Source organism: Bradyrhizobium erythrophlei, assembly GCF_900129505.1.
Lineage (GTDB): Bacteria > Pseudomonadota > Alphaproteobacteria > Rhizobiales > Xanthobacteraceae > Bradyrhizobium > Bradyrhizobium erythrophlei_D.
On record NZ_LT670818.1, the window covers coordinates 1,824,535 to 1,850,680 of the forward strand.

The window sequence follows — 26,146 nt, forward strand, 5'->3', positions numbered from 1 at the left end:
GAACCCAGGAGAGATCATATGGTCGACATGAGAAAAGAGAGCGATAGCCTCGGTGTGGTTGAGGTGCCAGCGGACAAGCTGTGGGGCGCTCAAACCCAGCGCTCGCTCGAGCATTTCAGCATCGGGAAGGACTTGATGCCCCGAGAAATGATCACCGCCTACGCCACCTTGAAGAAGGCCGCCGCCACCGCGAACCATGCCGGAAAGCGGCTCAACGATCAGCGTTACAAGTTGATCGTTCAGACTTGCGACGAAATTCTCGCCGGCCAGCATCACGACATGTTCCCTTTGCATGTGTGGATGACGGGAAGCGGCACCCAATTCAACATGAACGTCAATGAAGTGATCTCGAACCGTTGCTGCCAACTCGCGGGTACACCGCTCGGAAGCAAGACGCCGGTTCACCCCAACGATCACGTCAACATGGCGCAATCATCGAACGATTCATTTCCGTCTGCCATGTATATCGCGGCGGCCGTGAACGCAAAGCAGCGTCTGATACCAGCGGTCACCGCCTTGCACGATGCGATCAGCGCGAAGGCGCATGCCTGGCGCGACATCGTTAAGATCGGGCGGACGCATATGCAGGACGCCACTCCTCTGACATTGGGCCAGGAATGGTCCGGCTATGCCGGCATGCTGGCTGACGATCTGGAGCGGATCGAAGCAGCCCTGCAAGGGGTGTATCGCCTGGCCCTGGGCGGCACGGCGGTCGGAACCGGCATTAACTCCGCGCCTGGCTTTGCCGAGGCGGCGGCCGCCGAGATCGCCAGGCTCACCGGCCTACCCTTCGTCACCGCGCCCAACAAGTTCACGGTGCAGGGCGCCCACGATGCGCTGGTCCAGTTATCCGGCACGCTTCGTACCCTGGCGGTGTCGCTGTACAAGATCGGCAACGACATTCGCCTGATGTCCTGCGGACCTCGCGCGGGATTTGCGGAATTGGAAATCCCGGAAAATGAGCCGGGCTCCTCGATCATGCCTGGCAAGGTCAATCCGACCCAGTGCGAAGCGCTGACAATGATCGCCGTGCAGGTCATGGCCAATGACGTTGCGGTGGGCTTTGGCGGCGCGGGCGGCTACCTCGAAATGAACGTCTACAAGCCGTTGATCATCTTCAACATTACCCACTCCATCACTCTCATGACCGATGGCTGCGTCAACTTCCGGAAGTTCCTGGTCGAGGGCACCAAGCCCAACCTGAAGAAGATCAACGAATACGTCGAACGTTCGCTCATGCTTGTGACGGCACTTTCGCCCGTCATCGGTTACGACAAGGCGTCAAAGATCGCCCACTACGCCATGGACAACGATCTCACGCTGAAAGCTGCGGCGTTGAAATTGGGCTTTGTCACGGAAGCCGAATTCGACCGTGTCGTCGATCCCAAGAAAATGGTGACGCCCTATGTGGCGGCCGCACCCTCGACTGCAAGCGCGGCCTAAGCACCACTACTGACAAGGTTGGAGCCGGCTCGATCGCTTCGAGCCGGTTCCACAGGCAACCGATCTTTCCAATGCAACGGATTGTGAGAACCTCGCATGACTTTAGAAGAACTTCCCAATCTTGTCCTCGCCTTCGCTCGAGTCCTTTACGTCAACGGTCAAGCGACGGACGAGACCGTGGCCGCGACCGAGCGACTGGGCTCCGCACTCGGACTGCGCGCCGATCTCATGCCGCGCTGGGGGGAGCTGCTACTGTCCGGGGAAAAGGATGGCGGACTTATCCGCCAAGTGGCGGCCAATCCCTCCGGCGTGGACATGGATCGTGTAGCCTCCACGATGCGCGCGATCGAAGATATCGAGGCCGGCCGGCTTGCGCCGGAGGCAGCATTGAAAGCGATCGGCGCGATTTCGCGCGCGCCGCCAGCACCATTGTGGCTTTTCACACTCGCGGCAGCGGCAGGCGCCGTGGCGTTATCCGTGATCTTTGGTGTCCAGCACCTGCTCCCTGCGGTCCTGATATTCGTGAGTGCCGCTGCCGGCGCGATTCTGCGCCGTGCTTTGGCACAGTACAGCGCGAATCTGTTTATCCAGCAATTCTCCGCGGCGCTGCTCGCTGGCGTTATCGGTGCCTTGGCGGTTCGATATCAGCTGAGCTCCTCACTGCGCCTTGTCATGGTCTGCCCGTGCATGATTCTGATGCCGGGACCGCACATCCTCAATGGTGCGCTGGACCTTATCAATAGCCGCATCCATCTCGGCGCCACCCGCCTGATCTATGCGGGGCTCGTCATCGTGGCGATCTCAACGGGATTGCTGCTTGGACTGATGCTTCTCGGCGGCACCCTGCCGATTGATCCAGCCGGCAGCGGCGTTCCCTTATGGCAAGACGTGGTCGCCGCCGGAGTGGCCGTCGCCAGTTACAGCGCCTTCTTCTCGATGCCGCTGAATATGCTGACGTGGCCGGTGGCGGCCGGCATGCTTGCCCACACGCTGCGGTGGATGGCGCTATCGCTGCTCGGCGCCAGCCTCGCGACCGGCGCCTTCGTCGCTTGTCTTGTTGTTGGCTTGATCCTCACACCCGTCGCACGCCGTTGGCACATGCCGTTTGCGGCTATTGGCTTCGCCTCCGTGGTGTCGATGATACCGGGCGTCTACCTCTTCAGGATGGCGAGCGGCCTCATGCAAATCGCCGACGGATCACATGCCACGTTCGACCTGATAAGCGCGACAATCGCTGACGGCACGACCGCCCTGTTTATCATCCTAGCGATGAGCTTTGGCCTCATCATTCCAAAGATCGCCATTGATTACCTCAGCGAGAGAGCAACGCATTCAAATCATAGGAGTAAAGCAAGATGCTGACGCGTACCACAACTGACGCGATCCATCCTTCGCGCCATGCATCTGATGAGGCGTTGGCGCTGTCGCGATTGGAGGCGCGACTTCCGCCTCTGCTCAGCGTGATCGCGGGGATGGTCGACCTCACGGGCTTCTTCACACTCGGTAATATCTTCACTGCCCACGTCACCGGCAACCTCGTCGTGATCGCGGCCGAGGCCGTGCGTGGCGGTCCGCTGAACCTGGCGCAAACTCTGTCAGTCCCTGTTTTCATCCTCGCAGTCGCAGCCGTGTGGCTGCTCGACCGAGCATCGGGCCGGCGCGGGCCGGCCTTGACGCGGCTACTTCTCCTGGTTCAGTTTCTGCTGCTCACGGGAATCTTGATTCTCAGCGTCATCACGAAACCTTCCGCCAACCCGCACGGCTTGATGGCCGGCATCGCTGTCATGATGGCCGTGTCGGCAATGGCTTGCCAGTTTGCTCTTTTTCGCTTGGCTTTACCGGGCGGAATTTCAACGGCCGTGATGACCGGCAATTTGACCAACACCGTTCTCTCGTTGATGGACATCTTGTCGCATAGAGGTCTCTTGATGACGGCCGACGCGGGGCGGTTGAAGAGATCCCTGCATCTCCTTTTCGGCTTTCTCGTGGGCTGCATCGTGGCCGCCGCCGCCATCTCCTTGCTCGCAGACTGGGCTTGGTCGCTTCCGGTTGCACTGGCGGCTGTGGCGGTCGCATTACCGTGACAGGACGAGAGGATTACAGCATGAAGATTTTTATCAGTGGCGCCAGTGGATTCGTTGGCGGTACCGTCGCCCGCCGGCTGCTCGATGCAGGCTGTAGCGTACGTGGTTTGGTACGCGATGCGGGTAAAGCCGAACAACTCAAAGCGCTGGGCATCGAGCCGGTGCTCGGCAGCCTTGAAGATAGCGATCTACTGGTGCGCGAGGCACGGAGCGCCGACGGCGTGATCAACGCCGCGGACAGCGACCATCTGCCGGCCATTGAAGCCCTGGTCGAAGGGCTGCGTGGGTCCGACAAGCCGCTGCTGCATACTAGCGGGTCCAGCGTGATCGGGGACGATGCACGGGGCAATCGACTGTCAGAGAACGTCTTCGACGACGACACGCCGTTCGTCGTGGAGGCCGCCAAGCAGCCGCGCCGCGACATCGAGCTGGGCGTGCTCAATGCCGCGAACGAGGGTATTCGCGCAATAGTGCTCTGCCCGAGCAACATCTACGGCAGTGGCACCGGACTGAACGCCCACAGCGTGCAAATCCCCCTTCTGGTGGACCAGGCGCGCGAAACCGGCGTGGTGCGCATTGTCGGTCAGGGTGTCAATCGCTGGTCCAACGTGCACATCGAAGACGTCGCCGAGTTGTACCTGCTGGCCCTGCACAAGGCCCCCGCCGGCGCGTTCTACTTCATCGAGAACGGCGAAGCCTCGTTCGCGGAGATCGGCGGAGCCATTGCCCGGCGACTGAAGCTGGGCCCGGTGCAATCCTGGACCGCAGAGGAAGCCGCCGAACATTGGGGCAAACGCCAAGCCCACTACACCTTCGGCAGCAACAGCCGCGTCCGCGCAAAGCGCGCCCGAAAGGAACTCGGCTGGGCACCGCGCCATACCTCGGCGCTCTCCTGGATCGCAGAGGAGATGCCGCTATGAACGAAGACTGGTTCGTCACCAGTGGAGCGGCCTCGGCGCGTGCCGCCTTACTTTCTGCGGGCTGGCGGCACTGGCGATCGCACTGAAGGGCAGATTTTTGGAAGCCATGGCGGCCGCCGCGAACCCTAGCGAGCATCAGGCCAAGTCGCCTCTCTACACCTCTATTGCAAAGGAATGTTCATGATGAGAAAGCCATCTCCGGCGAAATGTGCGAATGCGCTTGGCGTCGCGGCACAACAAATTATGACGCTGCGTACCCTGTTGCTTGGCCTCGCGCTGGCAGCTGGATTCCAGGGCTGCGCGAGCGCCGCCGAACCACTCACGCCGCATCGGCCGACCGAGATCTCACCCTTGACTATCCGCGGCTTCAACGGCCCTGAGGACATGCAGTTAACTCCCGACGGCAAGCACATAGTCGTCAGCGAATTGCCTCTGGATTGGGCCCATCCGCAAGGACCTTCGCTGGTACTGGTCGATCTGCCCGACGATCGAGTGCACCCGCTATCAGTCAAAATGCAACCGGAATCGGGCTGGGGCGACCCCGCATGTCCCGTCCCTGCGGCGTTCAGCACCCATGGCCTGTTCGTTTCGCTGCGTCCGGATGGGCACGTTCAAATCATCGCGGTGAACCACACGGGGCGTGAGTCCATAGAGTTCATCGAACTGGTGAATGGCGCCTCTGGCTACAATGCAATCTGGCGGGGTTGCGTTGCCTTCGATGGCGGCTCGTTCAATGACCTCGTGGCCTACGGCAGCAACGGCCTCATTGCTACTATTATGCTCGACAAAACTCTCGTCGGCGACAAGGATCCGATGGCCTTCCTGTTCAGCGGGGCCAAGACCGGCTATCTCGCCGAATGGAATCCGCGCACCGGCTGGAAGCGTCTGCCGGGCAGCGAAGCGGCGCTGAACAACGGCATCCAACTCAGCGCCGATAGTCGTTTCGTCTGGTTTACCGCTTGGACTAGCCGCCAAGTGCTCGAGTATGATCTCCAGGCACAGCGGATCACCCGTAGCGTTGCCGTGCCCTTCTCTCCGGATAATCTGACATTGAAGAGCGACGGCACCGTGATCGTGGCCGGCATCGACGACCTCGCTCGCTGGCGCGATTGCACCGCGGAAGAAGGCCACTTCTGCCAGGACAAACTGGCGTTTTCGGTGGTCACCCTCGATCCCAAAACCTTCACCGTGAAGCCGCTCTTTCACGGCAAGCCCGGCCTGCTGCAAGGCGCCTCGGTCGCCCTTGCGATCGACAACGCACTCTATGTCGGAACAGCCACCGGCGACCGCCTATTGAAAATTCCGAGCGTTCAACTTGCAACCCCAAGAAAGAGAGGACGTGAAGTGAGCAAGACTAGGCTCTCGCGCGGCCAGATTGCATATGCCGATCGAGCAGAAACCGGAAACCGAAGGCCAGAAGAACTTGGGTTGAGCTTTTCCATCAAACTCAATGAGAGTGAGTATCAATGAGACCGCCCGCATTTTCGTTGCCAGGCACGCAAGGCCGGCGGCTCTCCTGGCCGGCCCCCTCGGAGCTTACCAGCAAGATACGGTCCGCGGGGCCGGCGTTGCTGTTCGGCTTGCGCCTTTGGGTAGCGGTCTGCCTCGCGCTCTACATAGCTTTCTGGCTTGAGCTCGACAATGCACAGTGGGCCGGCACTTCAGCGGCGGTCGTTTGTCAAGAAAGCCTCGGCGCGTCGCTGCGAAAGGGGTCGTTCCGCATGATCGGCACGATAGTCGGCGCAGTGGCGATCGTCATCCTGACCGCGTGCTTTCCGCAAAGCCGCACCGGCTTTCTTCTGGGCTTGGCGCTGTTGGGTGCGGCATGTGGCCTCGTAGCCACCCTCCTCCGCAACTTTAGCGCCTACGCGGTCGTACTGGCCGGCTGCACGGCGGCGATTATCGCAAGCGACGAACTTGGCGCGACCGGGGGCGCGAGTAGCGTTGTGTTCACGCTTGCTATCACCCGCGCCGCCGAGATCTGCATCGGCATCGTTTGCGCGGGGGTCGTTCTCGTCGGCACAGACTTTGGCGGCGCGCGTCAGCGCCTCGCCACGCAACTCGCTGTCCTCGCGACCGAAATCGCCGACCGGCTTAGCGAAGCGTTCTCGGTCGTTAGATCAGATCAGGCGGACACGTGGCCGACGCGGCGCGATCTCGTGACGCGGGTCGTCGCGCTGAGCCCGCTCATCGACGAGGCCATCGGCGAGGCCTCCGACCTGCGTTATCGCTTGCCGGCATTGCGGGCGGCAGTCAAAGGCCTGTTCGCCGCCTTATCCGGCTGGCGCACGGTTGCCAACTGTCTTGAGCAGCTGCAGGATAGCGAGGGAAGGAGGGAGGCAGACATCATTCTCCAAACCCTCCCGCAGCAGCTGCGTACACCATCGGTACGGGGCGGCGCATCAGTCTGGATACGCGAGCCGTCCGACCTGCGTCGGGTGTGCCAGGCAGCGATACGAGCGCTGGTGGCTCTTCCAGCTGACACGCCGTCGCTCCGCCTGCTTGCGGACGGGACAGCCGAGGCGCTCCTCGGCCTCTCGCAAACGCTGGACGGCTTGACGCTGCTGGCCCACCCCGCTCACACGGTTCCGCTTCGCCGCGGCGCCCGGCCCCAACTACCCGATCTGCTTCCGGCTTTGATCACTGCAGCGCGGATCTTCGTGACGATTGTTGCCGTCGAGCTTTTCTGGATCGCGACCGCGTGGCCCAACGGCGCCACAGCCATTGCCTTTGCCGCTATCGGCGTGATCCTGTTCTCTCCCCGCGACGATCAGGCGTATGCGGTTGGCAAGATCTTCACGTTTGGAGTCGGCCTCACCGCATTCATTGCGGGAATCGTGAAATTCGGGGTGTTGCCCAACAACGAGACGTTCGCCGGCTTCAGCATCGCTCTCGGTCTTGTTCTGGTGCCCGTTGGTGCGCTCGCGGCCCAGTCCGGGCAGGGCACGATGTTCGGGGTCATGTCGGCATTCTTCGTTGCCCTCGTGGCGCCGGCGAACCAGATGACCTATGACACCGCACAATTCTACAACTCGACGGTCGCCATCGTCGCGGGGCTGGGTTCCGCGCTGCTGGCCATGCTCCTGCTGCCACCGCTGTCGCCTACAGTACTAGTTCGTCGAACACTAGCGTTCACGTTGCGTGATCTTCGCGGCCTCGCGGCGGGCAGAAGTCCCCCGTTGGCCGCTGACTGGGAAGCCCGCGTCTATCAGCACCTTTCCCGACTATCGACGCAAATCGGACCGTCGCAGCTCGCGCGGCTCGCCGCGACATTCTCGATAGGGACCGAAATCATCCGTCTGCGCCGCATCGCGCGCCGGTTCGACCTCGGCTCCGATCTCGACAGCGCGCTCAATGCGGTAGCACGAGGCAACACCAGAGAAACCATTCAAAGCCTGGCACAGATCGATCACAGGCTTGCCGCAGGTTCCGGCGTCGGACCGGATGCCATAGTCCGGCTTCGAGCCCGCGGCAGCATCCGCGTGATATCCGAGACGCTGGTCCAGCATCGGGACTATTTCGATAGGGAGCCGCAATGAGGTTTAACGAGATCGACCTGTTTGGAGTCTATGTTGCGCCTATCTCGTTGATGATGATCGGCGCGTGGCTGATTCTCATACCGCTGCGTCGCCTCGCGGATGGCTTCGGGCTGTTGCGGCAAGTGTGGCATCCGGCCCTGTTCTGGTTCGCGGTCTACATGATGTCTCTTTCTGCGATCGTGCTGATCGCCGCGCGCTGAGTCACGATAATGTCCGAGGGCAAACCTAGATCGGAGCACGTCATCGCTGAAGTCGATCGCGGCTACGCTACGCCTCCACCTACCGGCGGCGACAACGCCACACTTCCCATTCGCGCCGTTTCGGTCGTCATCACGCTCGGCGCGGTGCTGCTCGCGGCTCTCCTCACTTGGGCGACGTGGCAAGTCTACATGACGGCGCCGTGGACGCGCGACGGTACCGTGCGCGTCTATGTCGTGGCGATGGCGCCTGAGGTGGCCGGACGGATCGTCGAGTTGCCGGTCGCCGACAACCAATTGGTCAAAAAGGGCGACCCGCTGATGGTGATCGACCCCACGAACTACGCGATCGCCGTCCGTCATTCGGAGGCGGCCGTGGAGCAGGCGAAGGCCGTCGCGCAGAACGCGGAAGCTCAGTCAGAGCGCCGACAAAAGCTCACGAATCTGTCGATCTCGACGGAGATGAAGCAACTTTTCGCTACCACCGCGTTGAGTGCCGCTGCCGCCTACGAGCAGACGGTTGCCAATCGCGATCAGGCGCGGGTGAACCTCGAGCGCACGCGCATCTTTTCCCCAGTCAACGGCTACGTGACCAACCTGTTGGTGCAACTCGGCGACTTCGTCAACGTCGGGCAGAAAAGCATCTCAGTGGTCAATGCCGACTCCTTCTGGGTCGATGGCTATTTCGAGGAGAATAACCTACGACGAATCCGCGAAGGCGACCCTGCAACGATCAAACTGATGGGCCACAGCCAAGTCCTTCGTGGACACGTCGACAGCATTGCCCGGGGCATCAATGTTCCAAATGCGCAACCGGACTCGTCAGGCCTCGCGTCGGTGAACCCGATCTTCACGTGGGTCCGCCTCGCACAACGCGTGCCTGTGCGCATCCGCATCGATGACGTCCCGGACGGCGTGCGCCTAATCGCCGGAATGACCGCCACTGTGCAGATCGATCGTGGATCATGGAAGCACCAAGGCAACCGCTGCGAGGAAATGACAGGACGGTGCAGTGAGTGAGGCTATTCTGTCCGAGCGACGGGCCCCGAGGACAGCTGTTTCAAGGACTCCCCCTCTCCATCGCGCTATTGAGTGCCTCGGCGTCGTTATCTCACGATCTGTCCTTGGCGGCCTTCACCATCAATATTTCAGTATCTAATTTTTCGGCACACAAAAGCATGCCTGCGTTGTTCACGTGATTCGGATTCGTGCTACAACGTGATCGTGGAGTCTCGTGAAAGCAACTGCATGACACTTCGGGTGATATTACGATCTGTAACGAGGAACGAACGCCAATTACATACCCCTTCCGAACTTGGGAAATCACTAGAAGCTTGCTTCTAAATGAGATTCTTCCTTCAAGTATGTTGATGCACAAGTATCCCACTTGATACCCCAATTGCACGTTTGGTCACGACTCCTCCCGGAACCGAAATGGTCAAGCATGATCTAGTGCCTTTGCATAAATTGGAGCGGTCGAACTCCACAAGTGCGGCTGATGCGACCATTTCGGCATAGAGGGGTACGGCGCCTTATCACGCGGGGTGGCACGACAGTGCTGGTCGGTCCAGCCCACCAAGAGGAAGTTTGGACCAAGTCCAGCCCACGGGAGCTAGCGAGAGCTAACATCCACCCCTCAACGACCGCCGCCAACAGCGGCCGTTCCATAAGTGCGCTCGCTCGGCGAACCTCAAAATAACCAGCCGATCGCTGACGATCCGTCGGTGCTCCGCCGTCTCTTTTCCTGCGATCGGATTGCGCGTCAGCGTTCCATAAGCATTCCTCGGAACCCCCTCCCTGACACGAAGGAATCGCAATCACCGCCGTTCGCCCTGGTGGTTATGCCGAATGCAATTGTTGCGCGGTGATTTGAACCTACGAACCCACTCGGCCCGCGAATTCTGCTTGACGACCCGCCAGAGCATTTATATGATTGAGTAAGCACTCATTATTGGCGAGAAATGGCGCGCCCTCTCAGCGAAGAAAAGCGGACCGCAATCCTCGAGGCGACCGCCGAAGTGGTGGCCATGCTCGGCGTGAGCGCTCCGACCGCGAAGATTGCCAAGGAGGCAGGTGTGGCGGAAGGCACGCTATTTACTTACTTCGCCAACAAGGACGAACTGCTGAACCGGTTATATCTGGAACTCAAGATGGACCTTCGCGAGGCCATGATGACCGGCTACCCTGCCGGCAAGAGCCTCGTCGTCCGCAATCGCCACGTTTGGGATCGCTTCATCGGTTGGGGTTCGGCGCATCCCTTGAAGCGGAGAGCGATGAGGCAACTCGCGGTGTCGGACCGCATCACCGAAGAAAGCAAGAAGCTGGTCGGGGACGCATTCGGGGAATTCGACGACATGATGCGTGAGTGCGCGGCCGGCGGTGCAATGAGGCACCAGCCTCCGTCATTCGTGTCGGCGATTATGAGTGCGATCGGCGATACGACGATGGATTTCATCATGCGCGAGCCTGCACAGGCAAAGCGCTACACAAAGGCAGGGTTCGACGCGTTCTGGAGTGCAGTCGCTGGATGATTTTTTGTTCCGTTAATGAGCGCGTACTCGCTCACCATCGACTCACGGGAAAGGAAAACGCCATGGAATATGCAACGCTCGGTAATACAGGTCTGCTGGTTTCAAAACTCTGCTTCGGAACCATGACATTCGGGGACGGGAGAGGACTCTTTAAGGCGATCAGCAGCGTTGGCCAGGTCGGGGCCGATGAACTGGTCAAGACGTCGATTGACGGCGGTATCAACTTCTTTGATACGGCGGACAATTACACGGAGGGTGAGAGCGAAAAGATTCTCGGGCAATCACTGAAGAACCTTAACGTCGCGCGGAAGGATGTGGTGATCGCGACGAAGGTCTATAGCCGCGTCGGCCCAGGGCGGAATGACATCGGCGCTTCTCGCGGCCACATTATGGACGCTGTAGAGGCCAGTCTCCGCCGCTTGCAGACCGACCATATCGATCTGTACCAGATTCATGGCAACGATTCCGTGACCCCTGTCGACGAGACGCTTCGCGCTCTCGACACGCTGGTGCAGCAGGGAAAGGTTCGCTACATCGGCTGCTCCAACTGGCAGGCATGGAAGATCGCCAAATCCCTCGGGATCTCCGAGTTCAGGAACCTGGCCCGGTTCGACACGCTTCAGGCTTATTACTCGATCGCCGGCCGCGATCTCGAACGGGACATCGTTCCGCTGCTGGAATCCGAAAAGGTCGGCCTGCTGGTGTGGAGTCCGCTTGCCGGCGGCTTGCTTTCCGGCAAGTACAGCCGGATGAACCAGAAGCCCGCAGATTCGCGCCGCACTAACTACGACTTTCCGATCGTGGACAAAGAGCGGGCCTGGAAGATCCTCGACGTGATGGCTCCGATCGCGAAAGCACATGGCTGTAGTCCTGCACGTCTCTCGATCGCATGGCTCTTGGCCAAGCCTGTATTAACCTCGGTCATCATTGGCGCGAAACGCCTCGACCAGCTTCAGGATAATCTCGCGGCGGCTGAACTCATACTCACCCAAGACGAGCTTAGGCAGTTGGATGAGGTCAGCGTGCTTCCCCCTGAATATCCAGGGTGGGTGCTGCCATTCCAGGGAGCCGACCGTCTGGAGCCAGTAAATCGCTGGGAGCGTTTCCACGAGGCGAAAAAGCCGCATTGATCACGGCAGTAAACGCTGTCCACAGATCCGCACAGCCATCTGGCCGGCATCCTGTCGTTGGCGACAAAAGCCAAAACGCCGCTAAACGAGAGCGGCCTTGAGGCCGGGTATATGAAATTGGTTGCGGGGACAAGATTTGAACCTTCGGTGACTTCGAAGGCCCACTCGCGAGAAACGTAAACCTGCAGGTACCGGACAAAGCGCTGAGGCGGCGTGACAGGCCTGGCGTAGGACCTAAGCCGCCAGATCGTACTCCTCTTCGGCCTCCTCCTGGTCACCACCTGAAGCCCTCTTCAGGAAGCGGGCCAGGGCAGCTTTTCGTGAATCGCGGTCCAATGCGTAGGCAGTCTGCTTGAACTCAATGCCGTCAAGGAGCCCTTGGATGTAGCCGGAGATCGTGTCCGCAGCCATGATCAGCGCTGTGTCAAGCGTATGGATGTATTTGCTTGTCACCGAGCCCTTGGCATGGCCGACGAGCGCCGCAATGGTCACCTCTGTAAAACCGAGATCGTTGGCGATGCTAGCGAAGCTATGACGTAGGACGTGCGGTGTTACATCGGATAGCGGGGAGTCCTCGAAGAGATGCTTCCAATGGTTCGGAAAGCTGCCGAACGCATTGTCCTCACCCTGCCCCGGGAAGACATATGTGCCTACATCGTTAGCGCGCCGTCGCTCAAGGTATTCAACGACGGGTAACCCAATGGGACGAATGGATTCACCCTCCTTACTGTCCTCCAACCGCAAGCAACTCGCCTCGCTGTCCGCCTCCGTCCATTTCAGGCTGATCATCTCGCTGCGCCGGCAGCCGGTCAGCGCAAGCTGGCGGATGATGTCCACGCTTGTAGTGTATTTCTCTTGCTTGGCTGCGGCGCGGAGCATCCGACCCAGTATTCGATACTCCGCCTCCGAGAGCCGACGCTTTCGCACGTTGTCCTTTGGTTTGCGGATGCCATGGGCTGGGTTGCTCTCGATGATCCCTGCTTCTACGGCGTAGGTAAGAATGCCACCAAGAAGACCCACAGTGCGCGTGGCCGTTCCCGCACCACCCTTGACGACTGCTTTGCCGCGCAGCTTTTTGGTCTTGACCGAAACCCGCGTCTTTCCGCCCATAATGTCCTTGAGGACCTTGTTGATGTCGGTCTTAGTGAGGTCCTTGACCCGCCGTGTCCCTATGAGCGGAATGATGTGGCGCTCAATACGACCGGTGTCGGTGGTGATTGTCGAGGGCTTTTTCGGTCGCCCTCCTTTTCCCAGGATTAGCCCGGCCTGCAGATCGGCGAGATAGCGGGTGCACAACTCCTTCACGGTAATCGCCTTGTGATCAAGTTGGCGATCTTCGACGGGATCCTCACCCCCAGCGACCCGACCGAGTTGCACCTTTGCCTCGCGGCGTGCCGTCTCAGGCGCCCAGGCTCCGTGAAGCCCAATTGTGTAGCGACGTGAGCGACCTTTCGTTCGATACTGGATGACGTAGCTCCGCTTGCCCGAACTAAAGACCCGAAGCCCGAAGCCGGGCAGCTCGTCGTCCCAGATCAGATAATCCTTCTCTTGGGCTTCGGCCGCCTCGACAACCCTTTTCTTTATTTTGACCATGACGTTCCTTCGTTCCGGGCACGATCTCTCGCGTAAGCAGTGCGTAAGCACGCGGGAGAAAATCGGTGCGTGTTTTCGGATAGGAACGTCGCTTGCGTTGTTGAGAATATCCAGTCGCTTCAGCTGGATAGCGTAGAATAGCGTGCCCTATCGCATTTTTCGGATGGGTACGTTATCTTGCTCCGAAGGCAAAGGTCACACGTTCGAATCGTGTCGGGTGCGCCACAGCGGTACGGTCCGTTACAGAACTGTCAGCACTTTATGCAAGGCGCCGACCCTCAGCGCCCGCCGTCACTAGCGCGCGGCTCGTGCTGCACCTGGCGCCGCTTGGCTGAGCCCCAATAGCGCCACCACGGCCCCGACAACGTAAATGATCGTTCCAACGTAAATCAGCCCGAGGTGGCTCACCCAGTCGTAGTTGAAGTGCCCCATGTAGTGCATTGGCAACGCCACGGCCAATCCCACGACCGGCACGATCACGCCCGTTAGCCAAGCCCACCATAGACCCTCGCGAATCCCGTACCAGGCCAAGCCGCCAGCGGCGATCGCGGTGGCGGCGATGAACCCTGCTGTGGCCACGTGCAGGTGCGTGATGTAGCGCATGATTGCCGGGTTGAGCCCATCGAGTTGCTGCGGCGTAACGCCGTTCAACGTCTCGACACCGATCTCGAATCCACTACTCGCGAAGGCCCGAAAAAAGAACACGACGGCGTACACGAGGAATATCAGAGCCCCAAACACCATGAGGCCTGCGCCATTGCGCAAGTATTGCTCTCTGGACATTGTTTCCTCCTGGTCTCGACGACACTGCGCTAGATGACCACGGACGAGCATGAAGCCTAGCATTCTGCCAGGTTGGTCGGAAGCCAAAACGCATCGAGAGGCGCGACCGGCGCACAATTTCGGATTTGTCTCGCACGTGACGCCACGTCGCCGGAAGATGAGAATAGGGGAATTGTGGCACCGATCCTGGGTCGAAGGAACCCGGCGGTGACGCCCAGCGTATCGGAAGACGGCCGCCCCCCAAGGCGTAGCGTGAAATCGCACGCTGCAGCATCATTGTCGGTTGTAACGCGCGGCAGGCAACAGCGTCATAGAGGAACGGCGAAGCAATATTGCCCATCTTCATCGGCCGCGGCGCGCCAGTAAAATCAATGAATTAGCCGAATCGTCCCGATATCGGCGAAAGTAAACTCACCACAAACGCACCAAAAATAATCCAGCGCTGGCGCAGAATCTGCGGCATCGCTGCAATTTTTCGTACGCGTCGCTTGCTGATTTCTGATGGAGTTGCGACCTGGAATATCGAGCTTTGAAATTTCGCTTGGTCAGATTCCCAGAACATTTGAACTCCGGCAGTTGTGGCCATCGTAACGGCGCGGCTCGCAGATCGCGCCGGACCCCGACCCCCGACAGAAGCGAGCGCCCGGCGAACGGATGACGCAAAAAAGGGATTGACTGAACGAAGCCCGTTACCGACGGGCGGATAAGCGACTTGTCCGCCGTGGCACAACGAGCGAAGGCGGAAGCGTGATCGGCCGCATTCGACAACTTAGGCAAAACACCAGCCGGTTGCGCGTGACACCGTTCTCGAAGAGAATGCAGCTGTCGGTCGTCGCGCCTACGATGCCCATGTCGGGGGCGACATCGTCCGGCGCTCAACCACTCTGAACACCACTCCCTATCACATCACGCCGGCCGACTGTTGCATGCCGGCGCACAACAGGCCAAACATCCGCGTGTCCTCGCCGCGCACTGCCAAGTCCCGCTCTCGCAAGACGCGCGTCAGGCAAAGCTGGAACACCCTGCTCCGCCGCGTCAAACGCTGGCGAGGCGCGCGCTTGGTGCGACGGACGCTGACCGCAGCACCGCGGGCAGTTCGGATCGTTTGCCTCGCGGCGCTCGTCCTCGCGGCATTCTCGCTGACAAACCTCGTCTATCAAATTGTCCGCAAGCCGAGCGAGCTGCTCTTTTTCGTTGGCGGGGCGCTCGACAAGGAACCAATCGAAACGTGGCGGCAGTACGAACCGCTCTTCCGCACGTATTCTACCAGCACGATCACGCCCGAGCTGCTGGCCGCGTTGGCACAGGTCGAAAGCACCGGCAATCCGGTGGCGCGCACCTACTGGCGCTGGCAGCTCACCTGGAATCCCTTCGCTGTGTACAAGCCCGCCTCAAGCGCGGTGGGCATGTACCAGATGACCGATGCAGCTTACGCCGAAGCGGCACGCTACTGCATCCGAGGGAACGCTGTCGTAGATGCCGACTGCGGGTTCACCGGCCTCTATACCCGCGCGATCCCGAGCCACGCCATCGAGCTCGCGGCCGTGTACCTGGACCACAATGTCGCGGCGGTTCTTGCCCGCGCGCCAGACGCCGCAGCAAGCCCGCAGCAGAAGCAGGATCTCGCCGCATTCATCCATCTCTGCGGCGCAGGTCCCGCCTCGGCCTTCGCGCACCGTGGTTTTCAGATGATGGCCGGCGAGCGCTGCGGCGATCACCTCGTCGCGGCATATCTGGCCAAGGTCAATGCGATGAAGCGGCAGTTTCAGCGCCTTGCCGCCAACGGCCGGAATTAGCGTCAGATGGATGCGTTACAGTGCCAGCTCGCTCGATCGGCGGCGGCTTCGGTTTTGTCGAAGGAGCCGCTCACAATTCGTCGCTGCGGCAAAGGACGTGGAATAATCCGACTATCGCCGCGGCGAGGCCTGCGGCTGCGCCAACGCCGAGCGACCAGCGCGGACCGAAATGGTCCGCCACCCATCCGACCATCGGCGCTCCGATGGGCGTGGCGCCGAGGGCGATCGCGAGTCGCATCGCCATCACACGGCCGCGCATCACCGGCTCGGTGGCCAGCTGCATCAGGGCGTTGGTGGAATTGCTGAAGGTCAGCGCCGATACGCCGATGATCACGAGCATGGCTCCGAACAGCCAGTAGTTTGGCATCACGGAGGCCAGCGCACAGCCGAGCCCGAAAAACGCCGCACCGGCAATCAGCAGCCCAAAGCGCGGTTTTTCCCGGCCCGCGGCGAGCAGCGCGCCGGCGATCGTCCCGATCGCCATGATCGATGTGAGAAATCCGTATTCGCTCGCACCGGCGTGGAAAACGGTAACAGACATGGTCGAGATGAAAATCGGAAAATTCATTCCGAATGTACCGACCAGAAAGAGCATCACCAGAATGGTCTTGAGGTCGGCTCTTCGCCACACATAGCGAAAGCCAGCGATCAGGCCGCTTCGGGTGGGTGTCGCCCTGGCCTGGCGATGAAGATCGTCGACACGAAGCAGGGTCAACGAGCCGAGCACCGCGACAAACGATGCGGCGTTGATCAGGAAAGCCCAGCCGGATCCCATGGCGGCGATGGCGAGGCCGGCCGCCGCCGGACCGACCATCCTCGCCGCGTTGAACGAAGTGGAATTGAGCGCCACCGCGTTCGACAGGTCGGTTTCACCGACCAGCTCCGAGACGAAACTTTGGCGCGCCGGCGCGTCGAAGGCGGTGATGCAGCCCTGTGCCAGCGCTATCGCATAGACCTCCCACAACCGAATGGCCCCGGTGATGGTGAGAAGTCCCAGGACCGCGGCCAGCACGCTCATACCGAGTTGGGTCGCGAGCAACAATTTGCGGCGGTCGAGGAGGTCGGCGGCGTAACCCGTGAAGGGCAGCAGCGCCAGATGCGGCCCGTATTGCAGCGCCATGACCACGCCGACCGCCGTTGCACGGTGGTCGGTCAGCTGCGTCAGCACCAGCCAGTCCTGGGCGACGCGCTGCATCCATGTCCCGATGTTGGACACCAGCGCGCCGGCGGCCCAGATCCGGTAATTATGGATGCGCAGCGATCTGAAGGCGCCCCGCGACAGCGCCGTCATTCGTCGGCCGGCGCGTTGCCGCCGTGGAAACGTCCGAAGCGCCGCGCCATCATCAGAGCTAGCAGCAGTGCTCCCAGGCCCAGCACCGCGACATCCAAGGTGGAGTGCAGATCGAAATCACCGACGCGGCAGACCAGGACATAGCCGGCGACCAGATTGAGAAATCCCCAGAGCACGTTGACCGTCGACGACGACAGCCCCTCACCCGGAGGCTTGGCGAACGGGCTTTGAAACGCTCGTCCCATCACGCCGCTGACGAAATGCGGAATCACATTGGTGAGAAAAGCACCGCCGAAGAACCACGAAAGATAATGCAGCCAGGGCATGTCATGCACTCCGCTTGTCGAGGAGGTCGATTATTTCTTGCGTGGTACCGGTCTCACCAAGCCGCGGGAAAACCTTTGCGATGCTGTAGTCATGCGCCTCGGCGCGCATGTCGGTCATGGCGTCGACCGCGAGCGTGACGTTGAAGCCCGCCTCATAGGCCTGCCGTGCGGTGGCTTCGACACCGGTGCCGGTGGCGACGCCGGCGATCACCACCTGCGTCACGCCGCGCGCCTTCAACTGGCGCTCGAGATCGGTGCTCGGAAACGCGCCCCAGGTCCGCTTGGTTACCGCGATATCGTCGGGCTGCCGATTGAGTTCGGGAACGAGGTCCGTCCATCCATCGGGGAATGGTCCGGCGTGCCGCGGCTGTTCGGTTCGGCCGGGGGCGGTGCCTTCGACATTGACCAGCACGACCGGCAGGCCGCGCGCACGGAACGCATCGGCCAAGGCGCGCGACCGGGCAATGACGTCCGCGGTCGGGTGCACGGTCGGCATCGCGACGATGCCTTTCTGCAGGTCGATGATGACGACCGCGGTTTTCGGATCGAGCGTGGTGAGGGGCATGCTGGTCTCTTCCGTTCGAGTGAGTTCGGCGCACCGACAGCGCGCAACAGGAATATCGGTGATGTCAGTCAGGCTCTGTCAGGCGCTTGAGCAACGCGAGGCCGGTCGCGAGCTGCTCCTGCTCGGCGGCCGAAAGCCTTTTTTGGATCACGTGAAACAGCCAATCCTCCCGGGCGGCGCGGCCGACACGGATCCGTTCCCGGCAGGCCGGCGTCAGCGACCAGATGGTCTGCCGACCGTCGTTCGGGTCCGGTGCGCCGCTGACCAGCCTCATCGTCTCCAGCGCCGACACCGTCGCACCCATGGATTGCGGCCGGACGCCCGCGGCGCGGGCGAGGTTGGTCACCGTCGCCGGGCCGTCGCGATCCAGCCGGCCGAGCACCGACACCTGGGACAGCGTCATGTCCCCCAGCGACGCCTGGTCGCGGAACATCCGCTTGAATTGCCCGATCAAGGCGCGGAAATCGCTGGCCAGAGCCAGCGCCTTGGCGTCGTCGGGAGGGTCTTGATGCTCGGCCATGCCAAGCTATTAGCAGATATGAAGGTAAGCTGTAAAGGTAAACTTTGTAGTTTACCTGATCATCCCGGTTACCGACCTGGAGTCTGACCACAAGCGGGTGGGTAGCGCTCCGGCTTCACAGCCAGCTGGCGCATTTCTCGGATAAGGCAGCCGCTGCTTTTCTCTGTTGCAGGTAAGGATTTGGCGGAAAGTTCGGCGGCCGCGACCAGCACGACGTCGCCGTCGAGAATGGGCTTTGCGATACCGAAGAAGCGCGCCACGACGTCGGAGTTGTTGTGGGCGTCCATCGCGACCCGGTCGACAAACCGCTCATAGGTGGTGAAGACGCAAGCTAGGGGCGGGATGCTCGGTCTTCTGGGCTCGTCGGAGGGGGCACCTTTGAAAGGACCAAGTGGATCGTGAAGTGCTTGGGTGAGTGGGCGCCTGCTCACTGTGCCACTCTGCACGAGGATCAGAGGCGGACATAACCTACAACGCTGCTGCCGCAGCGATGATGGTCTCGCGCAGCCAGCGATGGGCCGGCACCTCGTCGAATCGGCGATGCCAGCCGATCAGGTTGTGCAATTTCGGCGTTTCGACAGGAAGCTCGCGTATCTCGATAGCGTAGGCGCGGCGGAATTCCTGGGCAAGTTTGCGCCCGAGAATGGCGACGAGATTGGATTGAACCAGGACGGAGCCCGCTGACAAATAAGGCACATCCAGTGCGGTGGACGGGCCGTTGTGCAGCTTCAAGGCCTCGGCGAGAAACTCGAGATTCTCTCCACTCGAACTGATGCCAAGATGCGGCGTCTGCGCAAGCACATCCATAGACAATTTTCTCCGCAGGGCCGGGTGACCGCGCCGGAGCGCCGCCACATAGTGGTCATCGATCAACGGGTGCGAGGCGAAGCGCTCGCCGGCGAGTTCGAGTCCTGATATCACGAGATCGAGTTCGCCGCGGTCGAGCCTGTCGGCGAGGTTCAATGTCCCGCTTGGCACGAATTGCAGGCGCAGCTTCGGCGCTTGCGCGCGCACCGCCGCCACGATCGGCCCGACGGCCACGACAGCGGCATAGTTGTTGACTCCAATCGCAAAACGCCGGTCCGCCGTGGACGGGTCGAAGGTGTCTCCCTCGACCGCGAGCTGCAGATCATTGAGCGCCTTGCGCACGGGAAGGGCAAGCTGCTCAGCCCGCGGAGTCGGAATCATGCCCGCCGGCGTGCGAACAAACAGCTTGTCTTTCAACGTGTGTCGTAACCGGTTCAGCGCGTGACTGACCGCGGGCTGACTCATGGCCAAGGCATCGGCCGCGCGAATTACGCTTCGCTCGCGCAGGACGGCATCGAATACCAGCAAGAGATTGAGATCAAGATTGCGAAGTTTCATCGTCCCGGGAGCATATGCACACTGTGAATTGGAAGATAAGGACAATTCATTTGCACAACAACCGGCGCAGCGCCAGTTTCCGGCCATGTCCACGGCAAGAGACAGGGCGATTCATGCGGCGCGACGGAGCGCAAGGGCGACGGTGGCTGTTATGGCAGGGCCGGGATTCCCTGCGATTATGGCCGATGTGGCACGTTGGCGACGGTTAGCTCCTTCGGCGCGGTGGGCTCCTGTCAGTCTGACGAAGGTCGACCGAACCACGATTGTCCATCGTCTCGGACGATTGGCCGGCCAAACGGGCGTGCGGCCCCGCCAATTGATCCTCTTGGGCACCGGCGAAACAGGACGGCGCACGCTGGAGGCCGTGCTGCAAGGCGCACTCGACTGCGCGGGCATACTTGCGGTGGATATCCCTTGCGACCCGCTGTCGTTTCGGGTCAGCCCGGTCGCCGCCGCCATTCGGCTCGTCGTTCATTACGACGACTTGCAGCCGCCCGAGGCGAACCTCGTCCGCCAGCTTCAGCACGCCGACATCGATGTGCGGATCATCGGGCTTGGCTCAGGGGCCGGCAGTGGATCAACAGCCGTCGCGCGCGCGGCTGAAACCTTCGTCCTGGAGCTGGTCGCCATGGCCGGTCAGAACGGAAACGGAGTTTGACGAAGATGTTGTCGAAGCACTTCAAAATGGCAGGTGCCGTCGTCCTGATCGCAGGCGCGGTGGGAGCGGGCGGGTATTTCTGGCGCGGTCATGCGACAACCGGTCATCCGTCTGCTGGACTATCTAACACCGCACCGGCCGCTGTTCCGGTGACCGCCGCCAGTGTTACGCAAGGCGACGTCCCGATTGTGCTGGAAGGGCTCGGAGCTGTTAGCCCACTCAACACCGCGACCATCCGCACGCAGGTGCAGGGCACGCTTGAGAGCGTCGAGTTTGTCGAGGGGCAGGAAGTTAAGCGCGGCCAGGTGTTGGCCCGGATCGATCCGCGCGTCTACGAAGCCCAGGTCGATCAGGCCGAGGCCGCGCTGGCCCGCGATCAAGCGATCTTGAAGAACTCCAAAACCGATCTGGCCCGCACCCAGCCACTGGCCAATCGCGGCTTTGCCACGCAGCAACTGCTCGATACTCAGAATTCGCAGGTTGCGCAGGGGCAGGGCACGGTCGAGCTCGATCAGGCCGCACTCGAAGCGGCAAAAACCCAGTTGAGCTTCACCACGGTGACCGCGCCCTTCGACGGCGTCACCGGCATCCGCCGGATCGACCCCGGCAACATCGTGCAGCCCTCGGAAACGAACGGTCTCGTCGTTCTGACCCAGCTACAGCCGATCGCGGTGATCTTCTCTTTGCCTTCGACCGAGATCCCGAATGTGCAGAAGGCCATTGCTGCCGGAGAAGCCTCCGTCGACGCTTACGACGCATCGAACCGCCGCAAGCTCGACCATGGCGGTCTGATGCTTGTCGACAACCAGGTAGACAGCTCGACCGGCACGGTGCGCCTGAAGGCATCGTTCCCCAACCCCGAACGGACGCTGTGGCCCGGTGCCTTCGTCAACATCCATTTGACGATCGCGGTGCGCAAGAACGCGATCACCGTGCCGCTGACGGCAGTCCAGCAGGGGCCGAACGGCGCGTTCGTGTATGTGGTCGGGCCGGACCACAAGGTGGCGGCGCGCCAAGTCGTTGAGGGGCAGTCGCGTGCGGGGAAGGTTCTGATCGAGCAAGGACTGTCGCCGAACGAGACGGTCGTCACCGCGGGCCAATACCGCCTCAGCGAGGGGACGCTAGTTCAGGTGGTGCCGGACAACCAGAGCAGCCTCGTGCAGAACGCCACGACCGCCAGCGCAGGAATGCTGCCATGAACGTCTCACAAGGATTCATTCGCAGGCCGATCGCGACCGCGTTTCTGACGATCGGCATTACGCTCATCGGGCTGGTCGCATTTTTCCAATTGCCGATCTCGGCTCTGCCGAGCGTCGACACGCCAACGATCCAGGTCACGGCGCAGCTTCCCGGCGCCGATCCTCAGACCATGGGCTCTTCGGTCGCGACGCCGCTTGAGCGACAGTTCGGCCAGATTGCCGGCCTAACCGGCATGAGTTCGAGCAGCGGACTCGGCAACACGCAGATCACCCTGCAATTCGCGCTGAACCGCAGCGTCGATGCGGCGGCACAGGACGTCCAGACCGCAATCAATGCGGCATCGGGCCAATTGCCGAAGAACATGCCGTCGCCGCCAATCTTCCACAAGATCAATCCGGCCGACGTTCCGGTGCTGCTGATCGCGCTGATGTCGGATACACAGCCGCTGACCAAGGTCAACGATTATGCCGACAGTATCTTGGCGCAGAAGCTGTCGCAAGTTCCCGGCGTGTCCCTGGTGACGATCGGCGGCGCTCAGAAGCCTTCGATCCGGGTGCAGGTGAACCCGGCCAAGCTTGCCGCCGCAGGGATCGATCTGGAGCAGCTGCGCACAACCTTGAGCGTCGTCACCGTCAACCAGCCCAAGGGTGTGCTCTACGGCCCGCAGCAATCCTTTACGCTGGCAACCAATGACCAGGTTCTCACCGCGAAGGGCTATGAAGATCTCATCATTGCCTATCGCAACGGCGCACCGGTGCGGCTCCGCGACGTCGGCCAAGCCGTGGTAGCCGCCGAAGACGTCACGCTGCATGGTTGGTTCAACGACAGGCCGGCGGTCGTGCTTGCCATTCAGCGGCAGCCCGGCGCCAACGTGATCAGCACCGTCGACCGCATCAAGCAGCTGCTTCCGCAGCTGATCTCCAGCCTGCCGTCCGACATCAGGGTCGAGATCGCTTCCGATCGAACCCAGACCATCCGCGCGAGCGTGACGGATGTGCAATTTACGCTGTTGCTCACCATCGCTCTGGTCGTCGGCGTGATCTTCCTGTTCTTGCGCGATGTCCGCGCCACCATTATCCCAGCAGTCTCGGTGCCGATCTCGCTGATAGGCACCTTCGGCGTGATGTATCTGCTCAACTACAGTCTCGACAATCTGTCCCTGATGGGGCTGTCGATTGCGGTCGGTTTCGTGGTCGACGACGCCATCGTGATGATCGAGAACATCTCGCGCCATATTGAGGAAGGCCTGCCGCCATTCGAAGCAGCGATGAAAGGCGCCGGGGAGATCGGCTTCACCATCATCTCGATATCGGTCTCGCTGGTCGCTGTGTTCATTCCGCTGCTCCTGATGGGCGGTGTCATCGGCCGCATGTTCCAGGAATTCGCGGTAACCGTCTGCGTCGCCATCGTGGTTTCCGTGATCGTGTCCGTGACACTGACTCCGATGATGTGCGCCTATCTGCTCGGCCCGGCACACGCCGCCAGTCCGGGCGTGCTGTCGCGGGGTCTGGAGCGAGGCTTTGTCGCGATCCAGGCCGGTTATGAGGCGGTGCTGCGGCTGGCGCTCCGGTTCAAGCTGCTGACGTTCACCATCATGCTCGCGAGCATGGCGGCGACCGGGGTTCTGTTTGTCGGCATACCGAAGGGATTCTTTCCACAGCAGGACACCGGCATGATCGCCGGCATCACGGAAGCCTCCGCGGATGTGTCGCCGAGCCAGATGGCGGAGCTGCAGCGTGAAGTCATCAAGATCATCGCCGAAGATCCTTCGGTCGCCAATGCGACCGGCTATATCGGTCCGGGCGGCCCGACAGTCACGGAAAACAACGGTCGCCTGTTCGTGTTGCTGAAGCCGCCCGAGCAGCGGCAATATTCGGCCGACCAGGTCATTCGTCAGCTAAATGGCAAGCTGCAGGCCCTAAAGGGCATCCAAGTGTTCATGCAGGCAACCCAGGACATCAACCTGGCCAGCCGACTGTCAAAGACGCAGTACCAGTACACGCTGACTGATGTGAACCAGGACGAGCTCAACAGCTGGTCCGCCAAGCTGTTCGCCAAGCTGAAGACGCTGCCCGAACTGGCCGACGTCGCCACCGACCAGGCCAATGCGGCGCGCCAGCTTAAGCTGCAGATTGACCGAGACGCCGCTTCGCGTCTCGGCATCGATCCGGCCGCGGTGGACAACACGCTCTATGACGCATTCGGTCAGCGGCACGTCGCGCAGATCTTCACGACTCTGAACACCTACTACGTCATCCTAGAGGCCGATCCTTCGTTCCAGCTCGGGCCGTACGCGCTCAATCGAATCTACGTGCGTTCCTCGAGCGGGTCGATGGTCCCGTTGAGCCAGTTCACCTCGGTCGAATACGGGGTTGCGCCACTGGCGGTGAACCATCAGAGCCAGTTTCCGTCGGTGACACTAAGCTTCAATCTCGCGCCGGGAACGGCGGTAGGAACGGCGGTCGCAGCCGTGCAGAAGGCGGCAGCGGATCCCCAGATGCCGCATACCATCGCCACGAGTTTCCAGGGCAATGCGCAGGCATTCCAGTCCGCGCTTGCCAGTACGCCGCTGCTGATCGTTGCGGCGGTGATTGCGGTCTACCTCATCCTTGGCATGCTCTACGAAAGCGCCATCCATCCGATCACTATCCTCTCGACCCTGCCGTCGGCCGGATTGGGCGCGCTGCTGGCGCTGGGGGCGTTCGGCTTTGGCCTCGACGTCATCGGGCTGATCGGGATCATCCTCCTGATCGGCATCGTGCAGAAGAACGGCATCATGCTGATCGACTTCGCGCTTGAGGCCGAGCGCCATCGGGGCATCTCTGCCCAGGAGTCGGTTTACGAGGCCTGCCGCACCCGCTTTCGACCCATCCTTATGACAACGATGTGTGCAATGCTGGGCGGCGTGCCGCTAATGATCGGCGCGGGGACTGGCGCCGAACTCCGCCAGCCGCTCGGCTTTGCGATGGTCGGCGGGCTGATCGTCTCGCAGCTGATGACCCTCTACACCACGCCGGTTGTTTATATCTATCTCGATGGCATGACACGGTGGTTAGCGCGTCAGCGCGCGAAGTACCGGGTGGCGAGGCCTCGGCAAGAGCTGCCGCACGCGACAAAGACCACTTCATGACCGCAAGCGCGGAGATCACACCGATGAGACGCGGCAGTTTGGACCAAGTCGGGATGGAGCGAGCTCGACACGGCGCTGACCGGATGGCCACGCTCCCGAGCGTCACCCTGGTGTTCTGGGCTACCAAGCTGCTGGTGACGGTGCCCGCTCAGATGATCGGGCAGACCATCAATCAGTGGGGGAAGGCGCTGCTCTGGCCCGCGACAGCGGCGCTGATCATCGTCGCTTTTGCCGGCGCAGCGGGAGGCCGGATCGCATCGGTGCGTTTGGCGGGAGCTGCTTTCTGGACGGCGACGTTCGGAGTCACTGTGCTGACCACGGTGCTCGCGGAGCGCCTCGATCAGACGCTCGGAATTGGCGACATCCCCGCCTGCCTGCATCTGGCTGTCGTCCTCTTGATTTGTTTCGTGCTGGACTATCGCTTCACCGGGACGGTGCCGATGCTGCCGTACGGTTGGAGGCAGGAGCCATTCTTTTGGACTGTCGCGGTGCTTGCGCAGATGTTCGCAAGCGCGGTGGCGGACTGGTTGCTGGACCCGGGAGGCTCGGCCGCCGGTCCTGCGGTCGGCCCTCTCGCTGCGGGCATTCTGATGGTCTCTGCGCTATACTTCTTCAAACCTGTGTCACGCGCAATTGTGTTCTGGGCTGCGTTCGTTCTCGCCGGTGTTGCGGGGGCCTTAGCCGGGCAGATGCTCTTGGACCGGATTAGCCCGCTTACCGGTTAGGAATGGCCTTCGCCGAAATCTCGCTCGCCGTGACCAGCACGACGTCGCCGTCGAGAATGGGCTTTGCGATCCCGAAGAAATGCGCCACGACTTCCGAATTGTTGTGGGCATCCATCGCGGCCTGATCGACAAACCGTTCATAGGTGGTGAAGACGCAAGGGTCCGCCGGATCCTGCGAAACGAAAAAGCCGATCGTGTTGGGCTCGTTGAGACGGACGTTGTCGGCGACCGCGAGCAAGGCGCGGCGCATGGTGTCTTCCTGACCCTTTTTGGCACGGATGACGGCGGTGATGGTCAACATTTCAAGGCGCTTTCTGTGCTAGGCTTTCCCCGGTGCGCGCCGCCGATGC

The 26,146-nt window shown here is 61.3% G+C and carries 25 protein-coding genes; 15 read left to right on the forward strand and 10 right to left on the reverse strand.

Annotated elements, in window-relative coordinates:
* The first annotated feature begins 18 nt into the window (after window positions 1-18).
* The 10 genes from fumC to B5525_RS08605 all read left to right on the forward strand — a co-directional run bounded on the left by fumC (window position 19) and on the right by B5525_RS08605 (window position 11,844).
* A complete protein-coding gene (gene fumC, locus B5525_RS08560) occupies window positions 19-1,443 on the forward strand; it encodes a class II fumarate hydratase (RefSeq protein WP_079565610.1) in 1,425 nt (474 codons plus the stop codon).
* A 96-nt stretch (window positions 1,444-1,539) separates the two neighbouring features.
* A complete protein-coding gene (locus B5525_RS08565) occupies window positions 1,540-2,805 on the forward strand; it encodes a threonine/serine ThrE exporter family protein (protein ID WP_079565611.1) in 1,266 nt (421 codons plus the stop codon).
* Entirely contained in the window at window positions 2,799-3,527 is a 729-nt protein-coding gene (locus B5525_RS08570; protein WP_079565612.1) for a YoaK family protein, read from the forward strand. The genes B5525_RS08565 and B5525_RS08570 overlap by 7 nt, the downstream gene beginning before the upstream one ends.
* A gap of 20 nt (window positions 3,528-3,547) precedes the next feature.
* On the forward strand, window positions 3,548-4,447 hold the full coding sequence (locus B5525_RS08575) for an NAD-dependent epimerase/dehydratase family protein (protein WP_079565613.1): 900 nt from the start codon (window positions 3,548-3,550) through the stop codon (window positions 4,445-4,447).
* Window positions 4,448-4,627: 180 nt separating this feature from the next.
* Entirely contained in the window at window positions 4,628-5,917 is a 1,290-nt protein-coding gene (locus tag B5525_RS08580) for an SMP-30/gluconolactonase/LRE family protein (protein WP_172899833.1), read from the forward strand.
* Window positions 5,918-6,015: 98 nt separating this feature from the next.
* A complete protein-coding gene (locus tag B5525_RS08585) occupies window positions 6,016-7,986 on the forward strand; it encodes an FUSC family protein (RefSeq protein ID WP_172899834.1) in 1,971 nt (656 codons plus the stop codon).
* A complete protein-coding gene (locus tag B5525_RS08590) occupies window positions 7,983-8,186 on the forward strand; it encodes a DUF1656 domain-containing protein (protein ID WP_079565616.1) in 204 nt (67 codons plus the stop codon). The genes B5525_RS08585 and B5525_RS08590 overlap by 4 nt, the downstream gene beginning before the upstream one ends.
* Before the next feature lie 9 nt (window positions 8,187-8,195).
* Window positions 8,196-9,203, forward strand: a complete 1,008-nt coding sequence (locus tag B5525_RS08595) for an efflux RND transporter periplasmic adaptor subunit (protein ID WP_079565617.1) — start codon at window positions 8,196-8,198, stop codon at window positions 9,201-9,203.
* Between the two features lie 1,007 nt (window positions 9,204-10,210).
* Window positions 10,211-10,714: a TetR/AcrR family transcriptional regulator gene (locus B5525_RS08600; RefSeq protein WP_244568016.1), complete on the forward strand. Its 504-nt coding sequence runs from the start codon at window positions 10,211-10,213 to the stop codon at window positions 10,712-10,714.
* A 62-nt stretch (window positions 10,715-10,776) separates the two neighbouring features.
* Entirely contained in the window at window positions 10,777-11,844 is a 1,068-nt protein-coding gene (locus tag B5525_RS08605; RefSeq protein WP_079565619.1) for an aldo/keto reductase, read from the forward strand.
* Window positions 11,845-12,078: 234 nt separating this feature from the next.
* Here the strand turns inward: B5525_RS08605 and B5525_RS08610 are convergent, their stop codons facing one another.
* From B5525_RS08610 to B5525_RS43715, 3 genes are all read right to left on the reverse strand, one after another.
* The gene (locus B5525_RS08610; protein WP_079565620.1) at window positions 12,079-13,437 is read right to left on the reverse strand and encodes a tyrosine-type recombinase/integrase; all 1,359 of its coding nucleotides are present in this window, start codon (window positions 13,435-13,437) and stop codon (window positions 12,079-12,081) included.
* A gap of 294 nt (window positions 13,438-13,731) precedes the next feature.
* The gene (locus B5525_RS08615; RefSeq protein WP_154073128.1) at window positions 13,732-14,220 is read right to left on the reverse strand and encodes a hypothetical protein; all 489 of its coding nucleotides are present in this window, start codon (window positions 14,218-14,220) and stop codon (window positions 13,732-13,734) included.
* 376 nt (window positions 14,221-14,596) lie between these two features.
* Complete coding sequence (locus B5525_RS43715) at window positions 14,597-14,782, reverse strand: hypothetical protein (RefSeq protein ID WP_154073129.1); 186 nt, start codon at window positions 14,780-14,782, stop codon at window positions 14,597-14,599.
* 364 nt (window positions 14,783-15,146) lie between these two features.
* On the opposite strand from B5525_RS43715, the gene B5525_RS08620 reads away from it, so the two are divergent.
* Complete coding sequence (locus B5525_RS08620; RefSeq protein ID WP_079565621.1) at window positions 15,147-16,016, forward strand: transglycosylase SLT domain-containing protein; 870 nt, start codon at window positions 15,147-15,149, stop codon at window positions 16,014-16,016.
* A gap of 70 nt (window positions 16,017-16,086) precedes the next feature.
* On the opposite strand, the gene B5525_RS08625 is transcribed toward B5525_RS08620, so the two are convergent.
* From B5525_RS08625 to B5525_RS08650, 6 genes are all read right to left on the reverse strand, one after another.
* The gene (locus B5525_RS08625) at window positions 16,087-17,307 is read right to left on the reverse strand and encodes an MFS transporter (protein ID WP_079565622.1); all 1,221 of its coding nucleotides are present in this window, start codon (window positions 17,305-17,307) and stop codon (window positions 16,087-16,089) included.
* On the reverse strand, window positions 17,304-17,633 hold the full coding sequence (locus B5525_RS08630; protein WP_079565623.1) for a hypothetical protein: 330 nt from the start codon (window positions 17,631-17,633) through the stop codon (window positions 17,304-17,306). Before B5525_RS08630 ends, B5525_RS08625 begins: the two co-directional genes overlap by 4 nt.
* A 1-nt stretch (window position 17,634) precedes the next feature.
* On the reverse strand, window positions 17,635-18,198 hold the full coding sequence (locus tag B5525_RS08635; protein WP_079565624.1) for an isochorismatase family protein: 564 nt from the start codon (window positions 18,196-18,198) through the stop codon (window positions 17,635-17,637).
* Between the two features lie 64 nt (window positions 18,199-18,262).
* A complete protein-coding gene (locus tag B5525_RS08640; protein ID WP_079565625.1) occupies window positions 18,263-18,718 on the reverse strand; it encodes a MarR family winged helix-turn-helix transcriptional regulator in 456 nt (151 codons plus the stop codon).
* A gap of 68 nt (window positions 18,719-18,786) precedes the next feature.
* The gene (locus B5525_RS47755; protein ID WP_425305260.1) at window positions 18,787-19,005 is read right to left on the reverse strand and encodes a hypothetical protein; all 219 of its coding nucleotides are present in this window, start codon (window positions 19,003-19,005) and stop codon (window positions 18,787-18,789) included.
* Window positions 19,006-19,186: 181 nt separating this feature from the next.
* Window positions 19,187-20,170 carry a LysR family transcriptional regulator gene (locus tag B5525_RS08650; RefSeq protein WP_244567855.1) on the reverse strand — a complete coding sequence of 328 codons (984 nt, stop codon included), beginning with the start codon at window positions 20,168-20,170 and terminating at the stop codon, window positions 19,187-19,189.
* Window positions 20,171-20,399: 229 nt separating this feature from the next.
* On the opposite strand from B5525_RS08650, the gene B5525_RS08655 reads away from it, so the two are divergent.
* The 4 genes from B5525_RS08655 (at window position 20,400) to B5525_RS08670 (ending at window position 25,796) form a co-directional block, all read left to right on the forward strand.
* Window positions 20,400-20,741 carry a hypothetical protein gene (locus B5525_RS08655; protein WP_154073130.1) on the forward strand — a complete coding sequence of 114 codons (342 nt, stop codon included), beginning with the start codon at window positions 20,400-20,402 and terminating at the stop codon, window positions 20,739-20,741.
* Window positions 20,742-20,746: 5 nt separating this feature from the next.
* Complete coding sequence (locus B5525_RS08660) at window positions 20,747-21,940, forward strand: efflux RND transporter periplasmic adaptor subunit (protein ID WP_244568018.1); 1,194 nt, start codon at window positions 20,747-20,749, stop codon at window positions 21,938-21,940.
* Window positions 21,937-25,071: an efflux RND transporter permease subunit gene (locus tag B5525_RS08665; RefSeq protein ID WP_079565628.1), complete on the forward strand. Its 3,135-nt coding sequence runs from the start codon at window positions 21,937-21,939 to the stop codon at window positions 25,069-25,071. The genes B5525_RS08660 and B5525_RS08665 overlap by 4 nt, the downstream gene beginning before the upstream one ends.
* Before the next feature lie 83 nt (window positions 25,072-25,154).
* The gene (locus B5525_RS08670) at window positions 25,155-25,796 is read left to right on the forward strand and encodes a hypothetical protein (protein WP_154073131.1); all 642 of its coding nucleotides are present in this window, start codon (window positions 25,155-25,157) and stop codon (window positions 25,794-25,796) included.
* Here B5525_RS08670 and B5525_RS08675 read toward each other — a convergent pair.
* Window positions 25,786-26,097, reverse strand: coding sequence for a putative quinol monooxygenase (locus B5525_RS08675; protein ID WP_079565630.1), 312 nt, complete (start codon window positions 26,095-26,097; stop codon window positions 25,786-25,788). The genes B5525_RS08670 and B5525_RS08675 overlap by 11 nt on opposite strands.
* Window positions 26,098-26,146: the final 49 nt, after the last annotated feature.